Source organism: Sphingomonas sp., from assembly GCF_035910975.1.
Lineage (GTDB): Bacteria > Pseudomonadota > Alphaproteobacteria > Sphingomonadales > Sphingomonadaceae > Sphingomonas.
Genome location: NZ_JAMHWM010000029.1, coordinates 773,599 through 792,307 on the forward strand (window position 1 = coordinate 773,599; position 18,709 = coordinate 792,307).

The following is an 18,709-nucleotide window of genomic DNA, read 5'->3' on the forward strand; positions in this document are numbered from 1 at the left end:
TTCCAGTAAGCTGCCGCCCTTCGACAATCTCACTCCGCACGGTGTAGGGGGCGATCATGATCACCGCCGCACCGTCCGAATTTCGCGCCGCCCTGCCCGGCTGCGGCCGCCTGCTCGGGCTGGACGTCGGGACGAAGACGGTGGGCACCGCGCTGTGCGATGCCGGGTGGAGCTTCGCCAGCCCCGCCTCGCTGATCCGCCGCACGAAATTCACCGCCGACAAGGCCGCGCTCGCCGCGATGCTCGTCCCCCAGTCGGTAAAAGGCGTGGTGATCGGCCTGCCGCTCAACCTCGACGGCAGCGACAGCCCGCGCACGCAATCGACCCGCGCCTTCGCGCGCAACCTGGCGGATTGGGGACTGCCGATCCTGCTGTGGGACGAACGCTGGTCGACAGTCGCGGTGGAGCGGGTGATGATCGAACAGGATCTGAGCCGCGCCAAGCGCGCCGAACGCGTTGATTCGCTCGCCGCCGCGCATATCCTCCAGGCGGCGATCGATGCACTGGTGAACGTCAGCGGCGGATAGGCGTCACTTGCCGATGGTCAGGCTGCGCAGCAGCGGACGGCCGATCGGCTGGTCGAACCGGCACCCGATCATCCCGTCCTTCACCCAGATCACCCGCGCCGCGATGGGCAGGCTGCCACCCAGCCGGATCGACACCGGCTGGTCGGCGGTCGCTTCGGCGGTACAGGCCAGCCGGCAGCCGTAGATCGAGATTTCGGTGATCGCGGCATCGACGCCGTCGTCGGCCAGGCCGCGCACGGATGCTGCGGCAGCCGTCGCCCCGAAACGCTGTGCGTTGACCTGTTCGGCCGACACAATCGGCCGATATGCCGTCGCTCGAGAAGCCATCCCCGCCCCTTTGCACGCAGCAATCTGTGCGTAAGCCTGTCAAAATTCAATTAAGCTCTCACAGGCGGCAACCCGTGCTGCGACGAATCGTCGCGATTCGACGGCGACGGGAGCCAGAATCCCGTTCCGTTCCGTAACTTTGCCCGCCTTTCCCGCTTTTGGGACACAGCACCGGCCCCGATTCGCGAGCCGCTTGCCCCTGCGGTCCGCCCTCGTTAGGCAGCAGCCTCGATGCCCTCGCCCGTGCCCTCGCCCCATGTCTATCCGCAAGGGCGCGCGGCGTTTCCGCACCGCCACCTGACCGGCATCGCCGGGCTGCAACCGCACGAAATCCTGTTCCTGCTCGACGAAGCGGAACGCTGGATCGATCCCAACCGCACCCGCGCCACGCCCGACAGGCGGCTCGCCGGTCTGACGCAGATCAACGCCTTCTTCGAAAACTCGACGCGGACGCTGCTGAGCTTCGAGATCGCCGGCAAGCGGCTGGGCGCCGACGTCGTCAACATGCACGCCGCCCAATCGAGCGTGAAGAAGGGCGAGACGCTGATCGACACCGCCGTCACGCTCAACGCGATGCGCGCGGACGTGATCGTCATCCGGCACATGTCGAGCGGAGCCGTGCGGCTGATCGCCGACCAGGTCGACTGCCCGGTGCTCAACGCCGGCGACGGCCGCCACGAACACCCGACACAGGCGCTGCTCGACGCGCTGACCATCCGCCGCCGGCGCGGCCGGGTGGAGGGGCAGCGCGTGGTGATCTGCGGCGATCTGCTGCACAGCCGGGTCGCGCGCTCGAACATCCTGGCGCTGACCGCGCTGGCGGCCGAGGTGCGGGTCTGCGCCCCCTCCACGCTTATGCCGCCGGCGATCGAGCAGTTCGGCGTCACGCCGTTCACCGATTTCGATGCCGCGCTCGACAGCGCCGACGTGGTGATGATGCTGCGGGTGCAGAGCGAGCGGATGTCTGGCGGGTTCATCCCGTCGACGCGCGAATATCACGCCCGCTACGGGCTCACCGCCGATCGGCTGCGGCGCGCCAAGGACGATGCGTTGGTCATGCATCCGGGGCCGATGAACCGCGGCGTGGAGATCACGTCCGAGATCGCCGACCACCCCGAACGCTCGGCGATCACCGAACAGGTCGAGATGGGCGTGGCGGTGCGGATGGCGTGCCTCGACGTGCTGACCCGCGCGGATCGTGGCGTCGAGGGTTGGGCATGATGACCGCGCTGCGCTTCATCAACGCGCGGATCGTCTGCCCGGCGGGCGGCATCCGCGACGGGGAGTTGCTGGTCGACGGCGAGACCATCGTCGCGCGGATCGACGGCGACGCGCAGGTGATCGACTGCCGCGGCAGGACGCTCGCCCCCGGCATCGTCGATCTCGCCGCCTTCGCGGTCGACAAGGCGGCGTGCCGCGCGGGCGGCATCGTCCGCGTCGCGCTGATGCCCGATCAGTCGCCGGTGCTCGACGATCCCGGTATCGTCCGCCGCGCCGCGACCATGGGCAAGCCCGAACTGTGGGTCCACCCGCTCGCCGCCGCGACGCAGGGACTGGAAGGCCGCGACCTTGCGGAGATGGCGATCAACGCCTCGGCCGGTGCGCGCGGTGTCGCGACCGGGCGGCGCTGGATCGGCGACGCCGGGCTGATGCGCAAGGCGCTGGCCTATGCCAGGGATTGCGACCTCACGTTGGTCAGCCATGCCGAGGACGCCGCGCTGGCCGGCGACGCGGTGGCGACCGACGGATTGACCGCGACTCTGCTCGGCCTGCCATCCGCGCCGCCGGTGGTCGAAGCGCTGGCGATCGCGCGCGACCTGATGCTGGCGGAGGATACCGGCGCCCGGCTCCACATCCGCCAGGTGACGACGGCGGCCGGGCTGGACCTGATCCGCGCGGCCAAGCGCCGGGGTGTCGCCGTCACCTGCGGCATCACGCCGGCGCACCTGATGCTGTCGGATATCGCGATGAACGATTTCCGCACCTTCGCGCACCTTTCGCCGCCACTGCGCAGCGAGGACGATCGGCGGGCCTGCGTCGCCGCTCTGGCCGACGGGACGATCGACGTGCTGGGATCGGGCCATGATCCGCGCGGGCCGGAGGAAAAGCGCCTGCCGTTCGCGGATTCGGCCCCCGGCGCGGCGGGCGCGCGGACGCTGCTCGCGCTGGCGCTGGGCCTCGCGGAGAACGAGGGTATCGGCCACGATCGGCTGTTCGCCCTGCTCGCCGCGAATCCGGCGAGCATCCTCGGGCTCGACGTCGGGGCCCTCACGCCGGGCATGCCCGCCGATCTGGTGCTGCTCGATCCCGGTGCCCCGTGGCAGGTCGATGCGACCCGCGACGGCAACACCCCGTTCGACGGCCTGCCGGTTCAGGGGAAGGTTTTGCGGGTCTGGAAAGGCGGCAAGGAAATCCCCGGCGCCTGACTTTTCAGGGTCCTGATCCGCCCGGTCCGACGCACCGTTTTCCGGCGAATGCCGGAGCCCTGGCAACTGAAAGCCTGACGATATCCTGCGCTCCGGCCTTCGCCGGAGCACCCCGCTGGATATGCCTTACCGCGAGGCGAGTTGCACCCCGGCCGCCCACGCTGCGACCTGATCGCCGGCACCGACGCGCACGAAGCAGGCATTGCCGCTGGCGCGCACCCGGCGACACAGCGCATCGGCATCGCCGCGCGCGAAGCCGCCGACCGACAGGCGATAGAAATCCTGGCCACCCGCGTTGATCCGCATGCCATAGGGCTTGTAGGCACCGACCGCGCCGATCCGGCGCGAGATGCGACCCCACGCATCCTTCGCCACGCCCGCACTTTCATAGGCGCCGAGCTGGACATGGAAATTGCCCTTGGCGAGCGGACGGGGCACAAACGCGCCGACGCTCGCCGGTTTGTCAGCGACGGCGACCGCCGCGAGCGGCAGGACGCGCTGGACACGACCGGGAACGACGCGCGGCGCGGCGATCGGCGACGGAATCGCCTGCACGATCTCGCGGCGCGGCGCGAAGACCACGCTCGGGCCGATATTGGCGACATCGACCGTACCGGCCGCCACCGCGGGATCGACGATCGGTTCGGCGGCCGGAGCGACGACGGGAGCCGCGACCGGCGCGGCTGCGAGATAGGTCGGCGTGGTCGTGTTCAGCGCCAGCCGCACCGGCTGGCCGGGATCCGCGACCGGCACAACACCCAGCAGCGCCGCGACCTGATCGGCCGCGCCCTTGGGCTGCGAGAAGGTCGCCCACTGCATGATCCGCGCATCGACGTCGGCCGGCGACATGTCGAACGACGCGATCGCCTTGGCTTCCTGCCAGCGTCCCGCGAGCGCGAGGCTCAGCGCCAGGTTCTGGCGGGTCTTGGCGTCGGCGCCCGGAGTGCGGGCGGCATCGGTCAGCAGCGCGACGGCAGTCACCGGATCGCCGGCCAGCGCCAGTGCGAGGCCGCGGTCGCTTACCGGAATGGCAGCGTCATGCGCGTTCAGCGTCGTGCGCGCGGCGCCCCAGTCGCCGGTCGCGATCTGCGCCAGCGCCAGATGCAGCGCAGCGCCACCGCTGTCCGGATCGAGCGACAGCGCGTCGGTCAGCGCGGCGACGGCCGAGTTGAACCGGCCCGACGCCAGATATGCCTGGCCGAGCAAGGTGCGATACCCCGCGTTGCGCGGATCGAGCGCGACGGCGGCTTCCGCCGCCTCGACGGCCTTGCCGGCGCGATGCCGGTCGAGCGCCTTCTGCGCGGCCTGCGCCTGCGACGCGGCCCGGCGCTCGGCGCCGGTATCGCTGGATGCGGTGGCGGCGATGCCGCCGGCCAGGCTCACGCTGCCCAGCAGCGCCGCGGCGATGATCGTGCGTGTCTTCATGACTTCCCCCCTGAAGCCCTGCCGTTCGACGCGGTGTCGTCGGACAGTTGCGAAACAAGTCCCCGGATTTCGGGCAATGTGGCGATGAACGCGTCGAGCGCCTCGACCACCAGCGCCTGCGCGCTACGGTTGCGGCTGGCGGAGGCCAGGCGCAGTTGCAGATGACGTTCGGCGTCGAGCCGCAGCGTGAAGGCGGCCTTGGCCTTGCCCGCGCGCACTTCCCGCCCGATGCGGGCGACCTGGGCGGCGGGCACGACGACGGCCACGGCTTCCTGCGCCGGCGCGGTTTCGATTTCCTCGCGCAGCGTCTCGCGCTCGACCAGCACCGGCGGCACCGTGGCGACCGGCGGCGCGACGGGTGCGGCGGCCGGCTGGATCGCGACGACCGGAGCCGGCTCATGCGCGCCTTCGCCCATGTCGTTCCAGCCGAGATCGTCGAGGTTCATCGCGTGGCCGTGAAAGCCCTGCGGGCGCATCGCCGGCCGCGCCTGCCCCTTGCGGGCGAGCAGCCCGGAAGAGAGCGAGGCCTGCGGCTTTGAGGTTCCGAACATTGCCACCCTCCCCTCAGCTCACCACGCGGCGGCCGAAGCCGGCGGCGGCGCGGGTGTTGGCGAAGCCGTTGGCTTGCGTCGGCGCGCTGAACACGGTGCGGCGGAAGTTCTTTTCCAGCCGGTCGGAGATATAGGTCCACAGCGCCGTGACCTCGGCCGCCGACTTGCTGCGCGGATCGAGTTCCATGACGGTGCGGCCGTCGATCATCGATCCGGCGAAATCGGTACGGTGGTGGATAGTGATCGGCGCGACCGTGCCATGCTGCGACAGCGCGACGGCTGCCTCGCTGGTGATCCGCGCCTTGGGCGTGGCGGCGTTGACGACGAAGATCAGCGGCTTGCCCGCGCGCTCGCACAGATCGACGGTCGCGCCCACGGCGCGCAGATCATGCGGGCTGGGGCGGGTCGGGATGACGATCAGTTCGGCGACCTGGATGACGCTCTGGATCGCCATGGTGATGGCGGGCGGTGTATCGATCACCGCCAGCTTGAAGCCCTGCTGGCGCAGCACCTCCAGATCGGCGGCGAGCCGTGCGACCGTGGTCTGGGCAAAGGCGGGAAATTCGGTCTGGCGCTCGTTCCACCAGTCGGCCAGCGATCCCTGCGGATCGATATCGATCAACACGACCGGACCCGCGCCCGAAAGCTGCGCCTGCACGGCCAGATGCCCGGAAAGCGTGGTCTTTCCGGATCCGCCCTTCTGCGACGCCATCGCCAATACGCGCATTGCCACCCCTGATGAAACCTGTGTCCCGAGGGGAAATGCCACGGCGGAGAATAAAAAGAGGTTAATGCCGTCGCCGGGCCGATCGGTGCGATATCGGACACGCCGGTAACGATGTCTTTGCCAATTCACGGCTAATGCACATTAACTATGACGGACAACGGTAACAGGATGCGTGATATGGGCAGGGTGATGCTGGCGGCGGCGATGGCTCTGGGCGTGGTCGCGGCGCCCGCGCTGGCGGATGTGAAGGCCGGCGTCGATGCCTGGGCGCGGGGCGATTACGCCAAGGCGATCGACGAATGGCGCGGCCCCGCGGTCGCCGGCGATCCCGATGCGCAGTTCAACCTGGGCCAGGCGTACAAGCTGGGCCGCGGCGTGCCGGTCAATATCGCGATCGCGGAAGACTGGTATCGCAAGGCCGCCGAACAGGGCCACCCGCAGGCCGCCGACAACTACGGCCTCGCGCTGTTCCAGTCGGGCAAGCGCGACCAGGCGGTGCCGTGGCTGGAGAAATCCGCCACCCGGGGCGAACCGCGCGCGCAATATGTGTTGGGCACGATGCTGTTCAACGGCGATGTGGTGAAGCGTGACTGGGTGCGCGCCTATGCGCTGATGACGCGCGCGTCGGGCACCGGCCTCGAACAGGCCTCGTCCACGCTGGCGCAGATGGACAAATATGTCTCGCTGGCCGATCGCCAGAAGGGCGTCGAGCTCGCCCGCCGCTACGAGGCCGATGCGGCACGCCCCGTTCTCGCGGAGGTGACCGCGCCCGCCGTCACGCCGCCAGCCCCGCGCCCGCAGCGCCCCATCGCGACGACGCAACTGCCGCCCTCGCGCCCCGCCACGCCGCCGCCCACCGTGGCTGAACCGCGCCCGACCCCGCCGGCCCCGCGCCCTGCCGCCGTCGCGGCTTCGGGCGACTGGCGCGTCCAGCTCGGCGCATTCGGCCAACCGGGCGGCGCGCAAAGGCTGTGGAGCCAGGTCGCGGCCAAATTCCCCGGCCGCCAGCCCTATTACGTCAAATCGGGCACCCTCACCCGCCTGCTCGTCGGCCCTTACGCCAGCCAGGCGGAAGCGGCGCGGGGATGTGGCAGCGTGAAGCCGTGCGTGCCGATGCGTTGAGGTGGCATGTTCAGGTTGCGGAAGCAATCTGAAGCCTCGCCACGTCCGGCAGCGGGACAGCATAGCCGTCCCGTCTCACGGCGTGGCGTGGCGTGGCGTGGCGTGGCGTGGCAGATCAGTGGCCGTCGTTATCGAGATCGGCGATTGCTTTGCGCAAAGCGGCGCGATGGCCTGCCACCTCGACTTCGGCGCTAATTCGCTTCGCTTTTGCGCTGCGCCATCTCCAGAGGAACGCTGCCGGAAAGACCATCATTGGCGAGACGACCCAGGCGACTTCGAAAAGAGCCATCTCAACCGCAACATAAAAGGCAAACGCCACTATTAAACACACGAACAATACGCCCACGGTCAGCATGAAACGCTCTTCGAACCGATCAGGAGACGTCGGCGGCACGTAAGGGTGAAATATCAGCTTTGACTTCGACCTTGTGCTCGGAAAATCCATCGTCGAACTCTGACGCACCCCTTGCTCGAGAGCAAGAAGTTGCCCGAACAGAAAACTGGCCTACCCGCTACTCCACCCAGTCCTTCCGCCCAATCCCCTGCGCCCACAACAGCGCGGTCAGATCGCCGTGATCGATGCGGGCGCCGGCGGCGGAGGCGACGATCGGCTTGGCGTGGTAGGCGACGCCCAGCCCCGCCGCGCGGATCATCTGGAGGTCGTTGGCGCCGTCACCCACCGCCAGCGTCTGTTCCGCCGCCAGCCCGCGTTCGGCCATCGCGGCCTCCAGCGCTTCCAGCTTGGTCGCGGAATCGACGATCGGCCTGCCCACCGTCCCGTCGAGCCTGCCGCCCGCGACGTTGAGCCGGTTCGCGATCACCCGGTCGAAGCCGATCTCGGCGCCCACTGGATCGGCGAAACGGGTGAAGCCGCCCGACACCAGCACGCTGTAGCCCCCACGCGCCTTCATCGTGCGCACCAACGTCCGCGCACCGGGCATCAGGCGCACGCGTTCGGCCAGGCAGCGATCGATCGCGCCTTCGTCCAGCCCTTCCAGCAGCGCGACCCGCGCGTCGAGCGCGCCCGCGAAATCCAGTTCGCCGCGCATCGCGCGTTCGGTGATCTCGGCGATCTGCGGCTTGATGCCGGCATAGTCGGCCAGTTCATCGATGCATTCGACGGTGATCATCGTCGAATCCATGTCGGCGACGATCAGCCTTTTCTCACGTCCTGCGATCGGCTGGATGATGATGTCGGCGCTCAACCCGACTGACTGCAAAGCTGCCATCGGGGAAATGTCGGGATCGTCGTTTGTCATGAATGGCAGGTCGGCCGCTGAGCCCTCATCAAGCCAACGCCAGTTCCAATCGGGCCGAGCACCTGCGGCGTGCTCCAAGGCGTACCAAGCATCGTCAACCTGCTGCTTGGTCAGTTCACATGCTATCAGCGTCGCGACGAAAACCATGTACTATCCCCGTTCGTGCTGAGCTTGTCGAAGCACCGTCCTTTCTTCAGAGGAAGAAGTGCGGCCCTTCGACAAGCTCAGGGCGAACGGTGGGGAAGTGTGATGTCTGGTCTTCCCAAGGTCGCGCTCATCGCAGGGCCGACCGCCAGCGGCAAGTCCGCGCTCGCGCTCGCGCTCGCGGAAGCGCACGACGGGGTCATCATCAACGCCGACGCCAGCCAGGTCTATGCCGACCTGCGCATCCTGTCCGCCCGCCCGTCGCCTGACGAAGAAGCGCGCGCGCCGCACCAGCTGTTCGGCCATGTCGATGGTGCCTACACCGGCTATTCGGCGGCACGCTGGGCGGACGAGGCAGGGGCGGCGATCGCCGACGCACACGCCGCCGGGCGGTTGCCGGTGCTGGTCGGCGGGACCGGGCTTTACCTGCGCACCCTGCTCGACGGGATCGCGCCGGTGCCGGAGATCGACCCGGCGATCCGCGCGGAAATCCGCGCCGCGCCAGTCGCCGACAACCATGCGCGCCTGACAGTGCACGATCCCGCCGCCGCCGCGCGGCTCAACCCCGGCGACACCACCCGCGTCGCCCGCGCGCTGGAGGTCGTGCTGTCGACAGGCCGACCGCTCGCCGCGTGGCAGGCGGAGAAGGTCGGCGGGATCGGCGCGGCGATCGATCCGGTCGCCACCATCCTGCTGCCCCCGCGCGACTGGCTGTTCGCCCGCTGCGACGCCCGCTTCGCCATGATGCTGGATGGTGGCGCGGCCGCCGAGGTGCGGGCACTGCTCGCCCGGCCCGACGTATCCCCCGATGCACCCGTCCGTCGCGCGATCGGGGTTCCCGAGATCGCCGACCTGCTCGCCGGACTTTCGACACGCGAAGAAAGCGTTGCGCGCGCGCAGGCGGCGACCCGGCAATATGCCAAGCGGCAATATACCTGGTTCCGCAACCAGCCGCCTGCCGCATGGCAGCGAAGCGATACGACAGAAATATTGCCTTTGCTCAATGATTTTGAAATAAGATTACGTCTATAGCTGTTGACACATCATTTTCCTGCATCTAGCACGCGCGCCGACCCTGTGATATTGCGCGTGCGAACAACGAGGACCTGAATCCGTGACCGAACAGAGTGGCGCCGACATCCTCATCACCGCGCTGACAGAGCTCGGGGTGGAAGTCGTCTTCGGCTATCCCGGCGGCGCGGTCCTTCCCATTTACGACGCGCTGTTCAAGCAGGACCGGATTCGCCACATCCTCGTCCGCCACGAACAGGCCGCGACGCACGCGGCCGAAGGCTATGCCCGCGCGACCGGCAAGCCCGGCGTGGTGCTCGTCACCTCCGGCCCGGGCGCGACCAACGCCGTCACCGGCATCACCGACGCGCTGATGGATTCGATCCCGATGGTGGTCATCACCGGCCAGGTGCCGTCGGCCCTGATCGGCACCGACGCGTTCCAGGAGGCCGATACCGTCGGCATCACTCGCCACTGCACCAAGCATAATTATCTGGTGAAGGACCCCGCGAAGCTGGGACCGACGGTGCACGAGGCATTCCATATCGCCACGTCGGGCCGTCCGGGCCCGGTCGTCATCGACATCCCCAAGGACGTGCAGGTCGCCAGCGCCCGCTACGAAACGCCCGGCCCGATCCAGCACCGCACCTATCGCCCCCAGGTCGATCCCGACATGGCGGCGATCGAGCAGGTGGTCGACATGCTGGCCGCGGCCGAACGCCCGGTGTTCTACACCGGCGGCGGCGTCATCAATGCGGGGCCGGAGGCGACGCGGCTGCTGCGCGAGATCGCCGAACTGACCGGCGCGCCCGTCACCTCGACGCTGATGGGCCTGGGCGCCTTCCCCGCATCGTCGCCTCAGTGGCTGGGCATGCTGGGCATGCACGGCACCTACGAAGCCAATTACGCGATGAACAAGGCCGATCTGGTCGTCGCGGTGGGCGCGCGCTTCGACGATCGCGTTACCGGGCGATTGGACGCGTTCAGTCCCAACAGCCGCAAGGTCCACATCGACATCGACCGGTCGAGCATCAACAAGACGGTGCGGATCGACCTGGCGATCGTCGCGGACGCCGCGCGGGCGCTGGCGGCGATGGTCGATACCTGGAAATCGCGCGGCCACCCGAAGCCCGACATCACCGAATGGTGGGGCCGGATCGAGGGCTGGCGCCAGACGCGCTGCCTCGATTTCCCGAACGGCGACGGGACGGAGATCATGCCGCAACGCGCGATCCGCGCGCTGTACGAGGCGACCAAGGACCGCGCGCCCATCATCTCCACCGAGGTCGGCCAGCACCAGATGTGGGCCGCGCAGCATTTCGGGTTCGAGGCGCCGAACAAGTGGCTGACGTCGGGCGGGCTCGGCACGATGGGTTACGGTCTCCCCGCCGCGATCGGCGCGCAATTGGGCCACCCCGACGCGCTGTGCATCGACATCGCCGGCGAGGCGTCGATCCAGATGAACATCCAGGAACTCGGCACCGCGACGCAATATCGCCTGCCGGTCAAGATCTTCATCCTGAACAACGAATATATGGGCATGGTCCGCCAGTGGCAGGAACTGACCTACCAGTCGCGCTATTCGTCCAGCTATTCGGACGCGCTGCCCGATTTCGTGAAGCTGGCCGAGGCTTACGGCTGGAAGGGCATCCGCATCGAGAAGCTGGACGAGCTGGATGACGGCATCGCCGCGATGCTGGCACACGACGGGCCGGTGATGGTCGATTGCCGTGTGGCGAAGCTCGCCAACTGCTTCCCGATGATCCCCAGCGGCGCGGCGCATACCGAGATGCTGCTGCAGGCCGCCGAAGTCTCGGGCGAGATGGACGACGAGGCCAAGGCCTTGGTGTGATCTAGGGCGTCATCCCAGCGAAAGCTGGGATCTCACGCTTCGCGCAAACGCTTTCAACAGGGAGACCCCGGCTTTCGCCGGGGTGACGAGAACAGTGCACATACGCCAGGAAATCACTGAACGGCATACGCTGGCCGTCATCGTCGACAACGAACCCGGCATCCTCGCGCGGATCGCCGGGCTGTTCACGGCGCGCGGCTATAATATCGAGAGCCTGACGGTGAGCGAGGTCACCGCCGACAAGGCGGTCAGCCGCATCACCATCGTCACCTCGGCCAGCGCCGCGATGCTGGAACAGATCGTCGCCCAGCTCGACCGCCTCGTGCCGGTCCACACGGTAACCGACCTGACCGCCGAGGGCGCGCACGTCGAGCGCGAACTGGCGCTGGTCAAGGTCGCGGGCAGCGGCGATCACCGCATCGAGGCGCTGCGCCTGGCCGACGTCTACCGCGCGCGCGTGGTCGATGCGACCACGTCAAGCTTCGTGTTCGAAGTGACCGGCGGACGCGAGAAGATCGACAAGTTCGTCGAACTAATGGGCGAGGTCGGCCTGGTCGAGGTCGCCCGCACCGGCATTGTCGCCATCGCAAGGGGTCGCGACGCGGCGTAGAAATTCCCTCTCCCACCGGGAGAGGGAGGGAGCCGCGGAACGCGGCGGAAGGGTGAGGGCGAGGCGCCGGTCACCCTCACCAACTCCGACTAGGCAGCACGCTGCCAAGTCTTCGTATCCTCTCCCAACGGGAGAGGCAGAAAAGGGAAATGACGAAATGCGTGTCTATTACGATCGCGACGCCGATCTGAACCTCATCACCGACAAGAAGATCGCCATCCTCGGCTATGGTTCGCAGGGCCATGCCCACGCCCAGAATCTGCGCGATTCGGGCGTGAAGGACGTCGCGATCGCGTTGCGCGACGGCTCGGCCACCGCCAAGAAGGCCGAAAAGGCCGGGTTCAAGGTGCTGTCGAACAAGGACGCGGCCACCTGGGCCGACATCCTGATGATCCTGGCCCCCGACGAGCATCAGGCGGCGATCTATGCCGACGATCTGCATGCGAACCTGAAGCCCGGCGCGGCGATCGCCTTCGCGCACGGCCTTAACGTCCATTTCGGCCTGATCGAGCCGCGTGACGACATCGACGTCATCATGATCGCGCCCAAGGGCCCCGGCCACACCGTGCGCAGCGAATATGTGAAGGGCGGCGGCGTGCCCTGCCTCGTCGCGATCCACCAGGACGCCAGCGGCAACGCGCATGACATCGCGCTCGCCTATGCGTCCGGCGTCGGTGGCGGCCGCAGCGGCATCATCGAAACCAATTTCCGCGAGGAATGCGAAACCGACCTGTTCGGCGAGCAGGCCGTGCTGTGCGGCGGCATCACCCACCTGATCCAGGCCGGGTTCGAAACGCTCGTCGAGGCCGGTTACGCCCCCGAGATGGCCTATTTCGAATGCCTGCACGAAACCAAGCTGATCGTCGACCTGCTGTATGAAGGCGGCATCGCCAACATGCGCTATTCGATCAGCAACACCGCCGAATATGGCGACATCACCACCGGCCCGCGGATCATCACCGACGAGACCAAGGCAGAGATGAAGCGCGTGCTCGACGACATCCAGTCGGGGCGTTTCGTCAAGAACTTCGTTCTCGACAACCGCGCCGGCCAGCCCGAGCTGAAGGCCGCCCGCAAGCGCGCCGAAGCGCATCCGATCGAGCAGGTCGGCACCGAACTGCGCGCGATGATGCCCTGGATCGGCGCGAACAAGCTCGTGGACAAGGCCAAGAACTGACGCAGTCGGGTCGCACTTGTCGGCCAACCGGCCGGCCCGGCGAAGCCTGCCCTTCGGGCACGGCTTTGCCGGGTCCGACGGGCGGGCGGGCTTCCGCTTCGCCACGCGAGCCATAGGGTGACGACGCCGATTGTCCCCCCCTCCCCAATAGTCTAGCGCCCGCGGCGTCATGGCCGCGTCGTATCGTTCCTCGTCCTACGACGCGCGCCCGTCCCTTCGCGATCGCATAGCCGCCTCGGGCCTGTCGGGCGCGATCATCGCCGGGCTGATCGTCGCGCTGCTGTGGGTCACCGCGCCCGTCTTCGTCGATCTGGGCAGCGGCAATCCGCTCACGACCTTCGACGTATCCGCACCGCAACGCGCGCCGACGGTGTCGCCGCCCGCGCCGAAGCCGGTCCAGCCGAAACCCGCCGAACGCCGCCCCCCACCGCCGCCCGCGGAACGCCCCCCGCCCCCACCGGCTCCGCCAGTCCCGGTCCCCACCGTGCCCGGCATGATCGTGCTCAGCCGCGACGATTTCGCCCGGTCCGACATTGCAGGCATGCGCAGGAAATCGGCCGACGGTGATCGCCCGGCCGAGGTCGCCGACAGCGGGGGCGGCAGGCCCGCCTATGGCCCCAGCGAACCCGCCGGCGGCCGCACCATGCACGCCGCCGACTGGTATCGAGAACCGACCCGCGCGGAGATGATAACCTATATGCCGCCCAACCAGCGCGAAGGCTGGGGCGTGATCGCCTGCCAGACGGCGGAGCGTTACCGTGTCGAGAACTGCCGGTCGCTGGGCGAAACGCCAGGATCGGGCATCGCCCGCGGCATGCGCCAGGCGGCGTTCCAGTTCCTGGTCATCCCGCCGCGTGTCGATGGCCGGCCGCAGATCGGCGCCTGGGTCCGCATTCGCTTCGATATCGTGAAGGGGATCGAGAAATAGCGTCGCGACGACGGGAAACATTCCGTTTCCGCAACCGTATTTGACGTGGGCGCCGCATCGCGCAAAGCCGGCGCTGCAACCCATTGTTCCGGAGACCGTCCATGCGCCTGCCGCTCGTCCTGATCGCCGCCACCGCCATCGTCGCGGTCCCCGTCGTCGCCCAGCAGGCGATGCAGAAGCCGGGCTCGCTCAATCCCGCGCTGGTCACCGGCGGCACCTACACCGCCGATGCCGCCCATTCGCTGATCGGCTGGCGCGTCGATCACCTCGGCTTCAACGACTATTTCGGCATCTTCGGCGACGTCGCGGGCACGCTGACGCTCGATCCGAAGAAGCCCAATGCGGCACGGGTCGAAGTGACCATCCCGGTTTCCAAGGTGACGACCGCCAGCACCGGGCTGACCGGTCACCTGCTGCGTGCCGGCAAGGACGGCGGCAAGCCCGATTTCTTCGGCCCCACTCCCGCCGATGCGAAGTTCGTATCGACCAGCGTCACGACGCAGGGCCAGCGCGCGAAGATCACGGGCAACCTGACGCTCAACGGCGTGACCCGGCCGGTCGTGCTCGACGCGGCCTTTTCGGGTGCCGGCATCGGCATGAACAAGAAGGAGACCGTCGGTTTCCACGCCACCGCGACCATCAAGCGCAGCGAATTCGGGATCGGCTATGCCATCCCGATGGTGTCCGATGCGGTGAACTTGGACGTCACCGCCGCGTTCGAGAAGTGATCGCCACCCGGCGCGCGACCGATCCTGTCGCGCGCCGGGCCAAGATCGTTGCGATCGTTACGCTGGACTTTTCGTGCGCGTTCCGGCTAGGCGCTGTTCCAGCATGACGCACCTGCTCGGCCTTACCCTGCTTCGACTTACGCGCCCTTAGGCGCGATCCTCGCTGGTGCGCCCCTGACGGGGCGCCGCGACCCGCCTAAGGGCCCATCCGACCCGAACGCCGACGAAGCTGCGAAAGACCAGACGTGATGCTGCGCAATCCGAGTACCAAATACCGCCCCTTCCCGACCATCGTACTGCCCGACCGGCAATGGCCGTCCAGGGTGATCGACCGTGCCCCGCGCTGGCTGTCGACCGACATGCGCGACGGCAACCAGGCGCTGATCGATCCGATGGATGCCGAAAAGAAGCAGCGGCTGTTCGACCTGCTCGTCGGCGTCGGCGTGAAGGAAATTGAGGTCGGCTTTCCCTCGGCCGGCGCGACCGAGTTCGACTTCATCTCGGGCCTCGTCCGATCGGGCGGCATCCCCGACGACGTGACGGTGCAGGTGCTGACCCAGTCGCGCCGCGACCTGATCGAGACGAGCTTCGCGAGCCTTGAGGGCGCGAAGACCGCGATCGTCCACCTGTACAACGCGGTCAGTCCGGCGTGGCGACGGATCGTTTTCGGCATGACGCCCGCGCAGGTGCGCGAGGTCGCGGTGGAAGGTGCGAAGGTGCTGCGCGATCAGGCGGCGAAATATCCCGGCACCGACTGGCGCTTCGAATATTCGCCGGAAACCTTCTCCACCGCCGAGCTGGAGGTCAGCCTCGACGTGTGCGAGGCGGTGATGGACGTGCTCCAGCCGACGCCTGACAGGCCGATCATCTTCAACCTGCCCGCCACGGTCGAATGCGCGACGCCCAACGTCTATGCCGACCAGGTCGAATGGTTCGGGCGCAACATCCGGAATCGCGACAGCGTCGTCATCAGCCTGCACACCCACAATGATCGCGGCACCGGCGTGGCGGCGACCGAACTGGGGCTGATGGCCGGCGCCGACCGGGTCGAGGGCTGCCTGTTCGGCAATGGCGAGCGCACCGGCAACGTCTGCCTCGTGACGGTCGCGCTCAACATGTACACGCAGGGGATCGACCCCGGTCTCGACTTCTCCGACATCGACAGGGTCATCAAGACGGTCGAATATTGCACCAACCTGCCGGTCCACCCGCGCCACCCGTACGGCGGCGACCTCGTCTTCACGGCGTTCAGCGGAAGCCATCAGGACGCGATCAAGAAGGGCTTCGCCGCGCAGGACGCGCGCAACGACGATCTGTGGGAAGTCCCCTACCTGCCGATCGATCCCAAGGACCTGGGCCGCGATTACGAGGCGGTGATCCGCGTCAATTCGCAATCTGGCAAGGGCGGCGTCGCCTGGGTGCTCGAACAGGATCGCGGGCTGAAACTGCCCAAGCGCCTCCAGGCCGATTTCAGCCGCCACGTCCAGTCGCTGGCCGACGAAACCAGCCGCGAACTCAACGCGACCGACATCTGGCGCCGGTTCGACGAAACCTATCTGGCGAAGGCCGGTGATCGTTTCGCGCTGGTCGATTATGAGGAAAGCGGCGCGGCGGGTGATCGCATCTTCGTTGGCCGCGTGCGCGTCGACGGCGAGGACCGATCGATCTCGGGCCGCGGCAACGGCCTCATCTCGGGCGTGATCGCCGCGCTGGCCGACACGACAGGCCCGGCGCTCGACGTGATCGACTATTCGGAGCACGCGATCGGCCACGGCGCCGACGCGCAGGCCGCCGCCTATGTCGAGTGCCGCACGGCGGACGGCGGGACGATCTGGGGCGTCGGCATCGACGCCGACGTCGCCACCGCCAGCGTGCGCGCGGTGCTCAGCGCGGCGAACCGGGCGGAGTAGAAACCTCCGTAGGGTCCGGATCATCGTTAACGCCGCTTAAACCATGATCCGGCACACCCGCGTCGATGCGGGTGCTCTTCTATCTTCCGGTCGTGACGCCGTGGTGGTTCGATCACATCGTCACGCCGCTGATCCGCGCGCTGGCATCCGCCCACGACGTGCACGTCATGGTGCCACCGTCGTGGCGCGGCACCGGGATTGATGAGCCCCCATCGCTCGCGAGGGTTACCTGGCACCAGCTCGACGCGGCCGGGCATCCGCGCCTGCGCGACGACGGCCGCGCCTATCCCGGCCTGATAGACCGCATCACCGCCCTGTCGCCCGATCTGACGCTGGCCCGCAGCGCCGATATCGTCACGCCCGCGCGCTTTCCCGGCACGGTCCGCTATCTGATGGAAGCCAGCATACCGCTGATCGCGCCGATGCTGACCCGCATCCAGCTTGCCGACACGCTGTTCGACCACGGTTGCACCGCGCCGCGCCCCGCGCCCGGCATCGACGATCCGTGGGACCGGGCGCAATCCGATTTTCCGCCCCGCGAAGGGCCGGCGCTGCCCGACGGCCGCCGGCTGATCGCCCTCGCGCTCGAATTCGAGCATCCCGAGATGTTCTTCGCAAGCCATCGCCCCTATCGCGACAATGCGACGATGATCGAGGCGTTCGCGGCGATGCTGCCCGACGACATGCTGCTCGCGGTCACCAACCATCCGGCCAACGAGCGCTTCTGCGACAATTCGGCGATCCACGCCGTCGCCGCGCGCCATCCCGGGAAGGTGACGATCGTCCCCGAAACCGGCCCGCCCGGCCGCACCACAGCGATGCTGGCCCGCCGCGCCGACGGCATGATCGTCAGCGATTCCAAGAGTTTGTTCCTGCCCGCGATGTTCGGTACACCGGTGCTGCGCCTCAGCCGCTTTGCGAGCGGCGCCTGGATCGCGGCCTATGCCGATCCGGCCGCCTTCTTCACAGACATAGCCGCCGGCACCGCCCGCGCGGCCGACCCGGCGGACGCACGCGCGTGGATCGCCCATCACCTGGCGCACGAAAGCTTCGACGCCGCCAATCCCGCGCTGGACGCCGCGACGATCCTGTCGCGCGCCAACATGCCGCCCCTCGCCCGCGCCGCCTGAAAGGACCCGCCCATGTACGATCTCGCCGTCATCGTCCCCGTCCGTCGGGGCAGCAGCCGCATCGCCGACAAATCGATGCTGCCGTTCGGCGACCAGCCCTCGCTGATCGCATGGAAGCTGTCTCAGCTCGTCCGCGTGATCGATCCGGCGCGCATCTACCTCAGCACCGAGGACGCCGAGTTTCACGCGATCGGCGAGGAATTTGGCGTATCGCACCATCAGCGCGGCGACTATCTGTCGGTCGGCCACCAGGCGCCGTTCCGCGACGTCATCACCGGCATCGTCCGCGATATCCCGCACCAGCACATCGCCTGGGCGACCGTCGTATGCCCGCTGATGCCGCCGTCGGAATATCTCGCGTCCTTCCGTGCTTATCACCGCCAAATCGTCTGCGGCGCCAGGGATTCACTGGTCGGCGTCAACCTGCTCAAGGAATATTTCTGGGCGAAGGACGGCGCGCTCAACTATTCGGCGACGCGCGACCACACGATCTCGCAGGAACTGCCCGACTGGTACAAGGTCACCAACAGCCTCTACATGTCCCCACGCGAAGATATCCTGAAACGCGAATATTTCCTGGGTCCCAACCCGGTGCTGCAGGAACTCAGCAAGCTGTCCGGCGTCGATATCGACTATATCGAGGACTATCGCATGGCCCGCGCGCTGTACTCCGTCTACGCCGAGGACGGCATGGGGGCGATCGATCGGGACCAGGCGATCGACTGGTCGTCATATAGCGATGAACGCGCCGCAGCCGCCTGATCCACCGCGCGGAAGGCAGGATCCTGATGGGTTTCGCTGTCGAAGCCTGCGGAATTGCGCCCGCGAGTAATTGAAGACATACATCATCCACTG

General features: G+C 67.8%; 19 protein-coding genes. 13 read left to right on the forward strand and 6 right to left on the reverse strand.

The window, feature by feature from the left end; all coding sequences use genetic code 11:
* Positions 1–56: 56 nt before the first annotated feature.
* A complete protein-coding gene (ruvX, locus tag VYI76_RS10165) occupies positions 57–527 on the forward strand; it encodes a Holliday junction resolvase RuvX (protein ID WP_326524633.1) in 471 nt (156 codons plus the stop codon).
* A gap of 3 nt (positions 528–530) precedes the next feature.
* On the opposite strand, the gene VYI76_RS10170 is transcribed toward ruvX, so the two are convergent.
* Entirely contained in the window at positions 531–854 is a 324-nt protein-coding gene (locus VYI76_RS10170) for a PilZ domain-containing protein (RefSeq protein ID WP_326524634.1), read from the reverse strand.
* 243 nt (positions 855–1,097) lie between these two features.
* Here VYI76_RS10170 and VYI76_RS10175 point away from each other — a divergent pair, with 243 nt between their 5' ends.
* Both VYI76_RS10175 and VYI76_RS10180 read left to right on the forward strand, forming a co-directional pair.
* Positions 1,098–2,075 (forward strand): aspartate carbamoyltransferase catalytic subunit, encoded by a 978-nt coding sequence (locus VYI76_RS10175; RefSeq protein ID WP_326524635.1) that lies wholly within the window; start codon positions 1,098–1,100, stop codon positions 2,073–2,075.
* Positions 2,075–3,280: a dihydroorotase gene (locus VYI76_RS10180; RefSeq protein WP_326525089.1), complete on the forward strand. Its 1,206-nt coding sequence runs from the start codon at positions 2,075–2,077 to the stop codon at positions 3,278–3,280. The genes VYI76_RS10175 and VYI76_RS10180 overlap by 1 nt, the downstream gene beginning before the upstream one ends.
* A 126-nt stretch (positions 3,281–3,406) precedes the next feature.
* Here VYI76_RS10180 and VYI76_RS10185 read toward each other — a convergent pair whose 3' ends face one another.
* The 3 genes from VYI76_RS10185 to VYI76_RS10195 are packed head-to-tail and all read right to left on the reverse strand — an operon-like array spanning position 3,407 to position 5,983.
* Positions 3,407–4,705, reverse strand: a complete 1,299-nt coding sequence (locus VYI76_RS10185; protein WP_326524636.1) for an SPOR domain-containing protein — start codon at positions 4,703–4,705, stop codon at positions 3,407–3,409.
* On the reverse strand, positions 4,702–5,256 hold the full coding sequence (locus tag VYI76_RS10190; protein WP_326524637.1) for a hypothetical protein: 555 nt from the start codon (positions 5,254–5,256) through the stop codon (positions 4,702–4,704). The genes VYI76_RS10185 and VYI76_RS10190 overlap by 4 nt, the downstream gene beginning before the upstream one ends.
* A 13-nt stretch (positions 5,257–5,269) precedes the next feature.
* Entirely contained in the window at positions 5,270–5,983 is a 714-nt protein-coding gene (locus VYI76_RS10195) for a ParA family protein (RefSeq protein WP_326524638.1), read from the reverse strand.
* 168 nt (positions 5,984–6,151) lie between these two features.
* Between VYI76_RS10195 and VYI76_RS10200 the strand changes: the two genes are divergently transcribed.
* Positions 6,152–7,105, forward strand: coding sequence for an SPOR domain-containing protein (locus VYI76_RS10200; RefSeq protein ID WP_326524639.1), 954 nt, complete (start codon positions 6,152–6,154; stop codon positions 7,103–7,105).
* Positions 7,106–7,220: 115 nt separating this feature from the next.
* Here the strand turns inward: VYI76_RS10200 and VYI76_RS10205 are convergent, their stop codons facing one another.
* Positions 7,221–7,460: a hypothetical protein gene (locus VYI76_RS10205; protein WP_326524640.1), complete on the reverse strand. Its 240-nt coding sequence runs from the start codon at positions 7,458–7,460 to the stop codon at positions 7,221–7,223.
* 157 nt (positions 7,461–7,617) lie between these two features.
* Positions 7,618–8,511, reverse strand: a complete 894-nt coding sequence (serB, locus tag VYI76_RS10210) for a phosphoserine phosphatase SerB (protein WP_326524641.1) — start codon at positions 8,509–8,511, stop codon at positions 7,618–7,620.
* Positions 8,512–8,613: 102 nt separating this feature from the next.
* Here serB and miaA point away from each other — a divergent pair, with 102 nt between their 5' ends.
* The 9 genes from miaA (at position 8,614) to VYI76_RS10255 (ending at position 18,616) form a co-directional block, all read left to right on the forward strand.
* Positions 8,614–9,540, forward strand: a complete 927-nt coding sequence (gene miaA / locus VYI76_RS10215; RefSeq protein WP_326524642.1) for a tRNA (adenosine(37)-N6)-dimethylallyltransferase MiaA — start codon at positions 8,614–8,616, stop codon at positions 9,538–9,540.
* A gap of 82 nt (positions 9,541–9,622) precedes the next feature.
* Positions 9,623–11,371 (forward strand): acetolactate synthase 3 large subunit, encoded by a 1,749-nt coding sequence (locus VYI76_RS10220; RefSeq protein ID WP_326524643.1) that lies wholly within the window; start codon positions 9,623–9,625, stop codon positions 11,369–11,371.
* Positions 11,372–11,465: 94 nt separating this feature from the next.
* The gene (ilvN, locus tag VYI76_RS10225) at positions 11,466–11,981 is read left to right on the forward strand and encodes an acetolactate synthase small subunit (protein ID WP_326524644.1); all 516 of its coding nucleotides are present in this window, start codon (positions 11,466–11,468) and stop codon (positions 11,979–11,981) included.
* Positions 11,982–12,138: 157 nt separating this feature from the next.
* Complete coding sequence (gene ilvC / locus VYI76_RS10230; RefSeq protein ID WP_326524645.1) at positions 12,139–13,158, forward strand: ketol-acid reductoisomerase; 1,020 nt, start codon at positions 12,139–12,141, stop codon at positions 13,156–13,158.
* Between the two features lie 169 nt (positions 13,159–13,327).
* Positions 13,328–14,086, forward strand: a complete 759-nt coding sequence (locus VYI76_RS10235; RefSeq protein ID WP_326524646.1) for a hypothetical protein — start codon at positions 13,328–13,330, stop codon at positions 14,084–14,086.
* 101 nt (positions 14,087–14,187) lie between these two features.
* The gene (locus tag VYI76_RS10240; protein WP_326524647.1) at positions 14,188–14,814 is read left to right on the forward strand and encodes a YceI family protein; all 627 of its coding nucleotides are present in this window, start codon (positions 14,188–14,190) and stop codon (positions 14,812–14,814) included.
* Between the two features lie 248 nt (positions 14,815–15,062).
* Positions 15,063–16,724 carry a 2-isopropylmalate synthase gene (leuA, locus tag VYI76_RS10245; RefSeq protein WP_326525090.1) on the forward strand — a complete coding sequence of 554 codons (1,662 nt, stop codon included), beginning with the start codon at positions 15,063–15,065 and terminating at the stop codon, positions 16,722–16,724.
* Positions 16,725–16,789: 65 nt separating this feature from the next.
* Positions 16,790–17,854 carry a hypothetical protein gene (locus VYI76_RS10250; protein ID WP_326524648.1) on the forward strand — a complete coding sequence of 355 codons (1,065 nt, stop codon included), beginning with the start codon at positions 16,790–16,792 and terminating at the stop codon, positions 17,852–17,854.
* Positions 17,855–17,866: 12 nt separating this feature from the next.
* Positions 17,867–18,616 (forward strand): acylneuraminate cytidylyltransferase family protein, encoded by a 750-nt coding sequence (locus VYI76_RS10255; RefSeq protein WP_326524649.1) that lies wholly within the window; start codon positions 17,867–17,869, stop codon positions 18,614–18,616.
* The last annotated feature ends 93 nt before the right edge of the window (positions 18,617–18,709 follow it).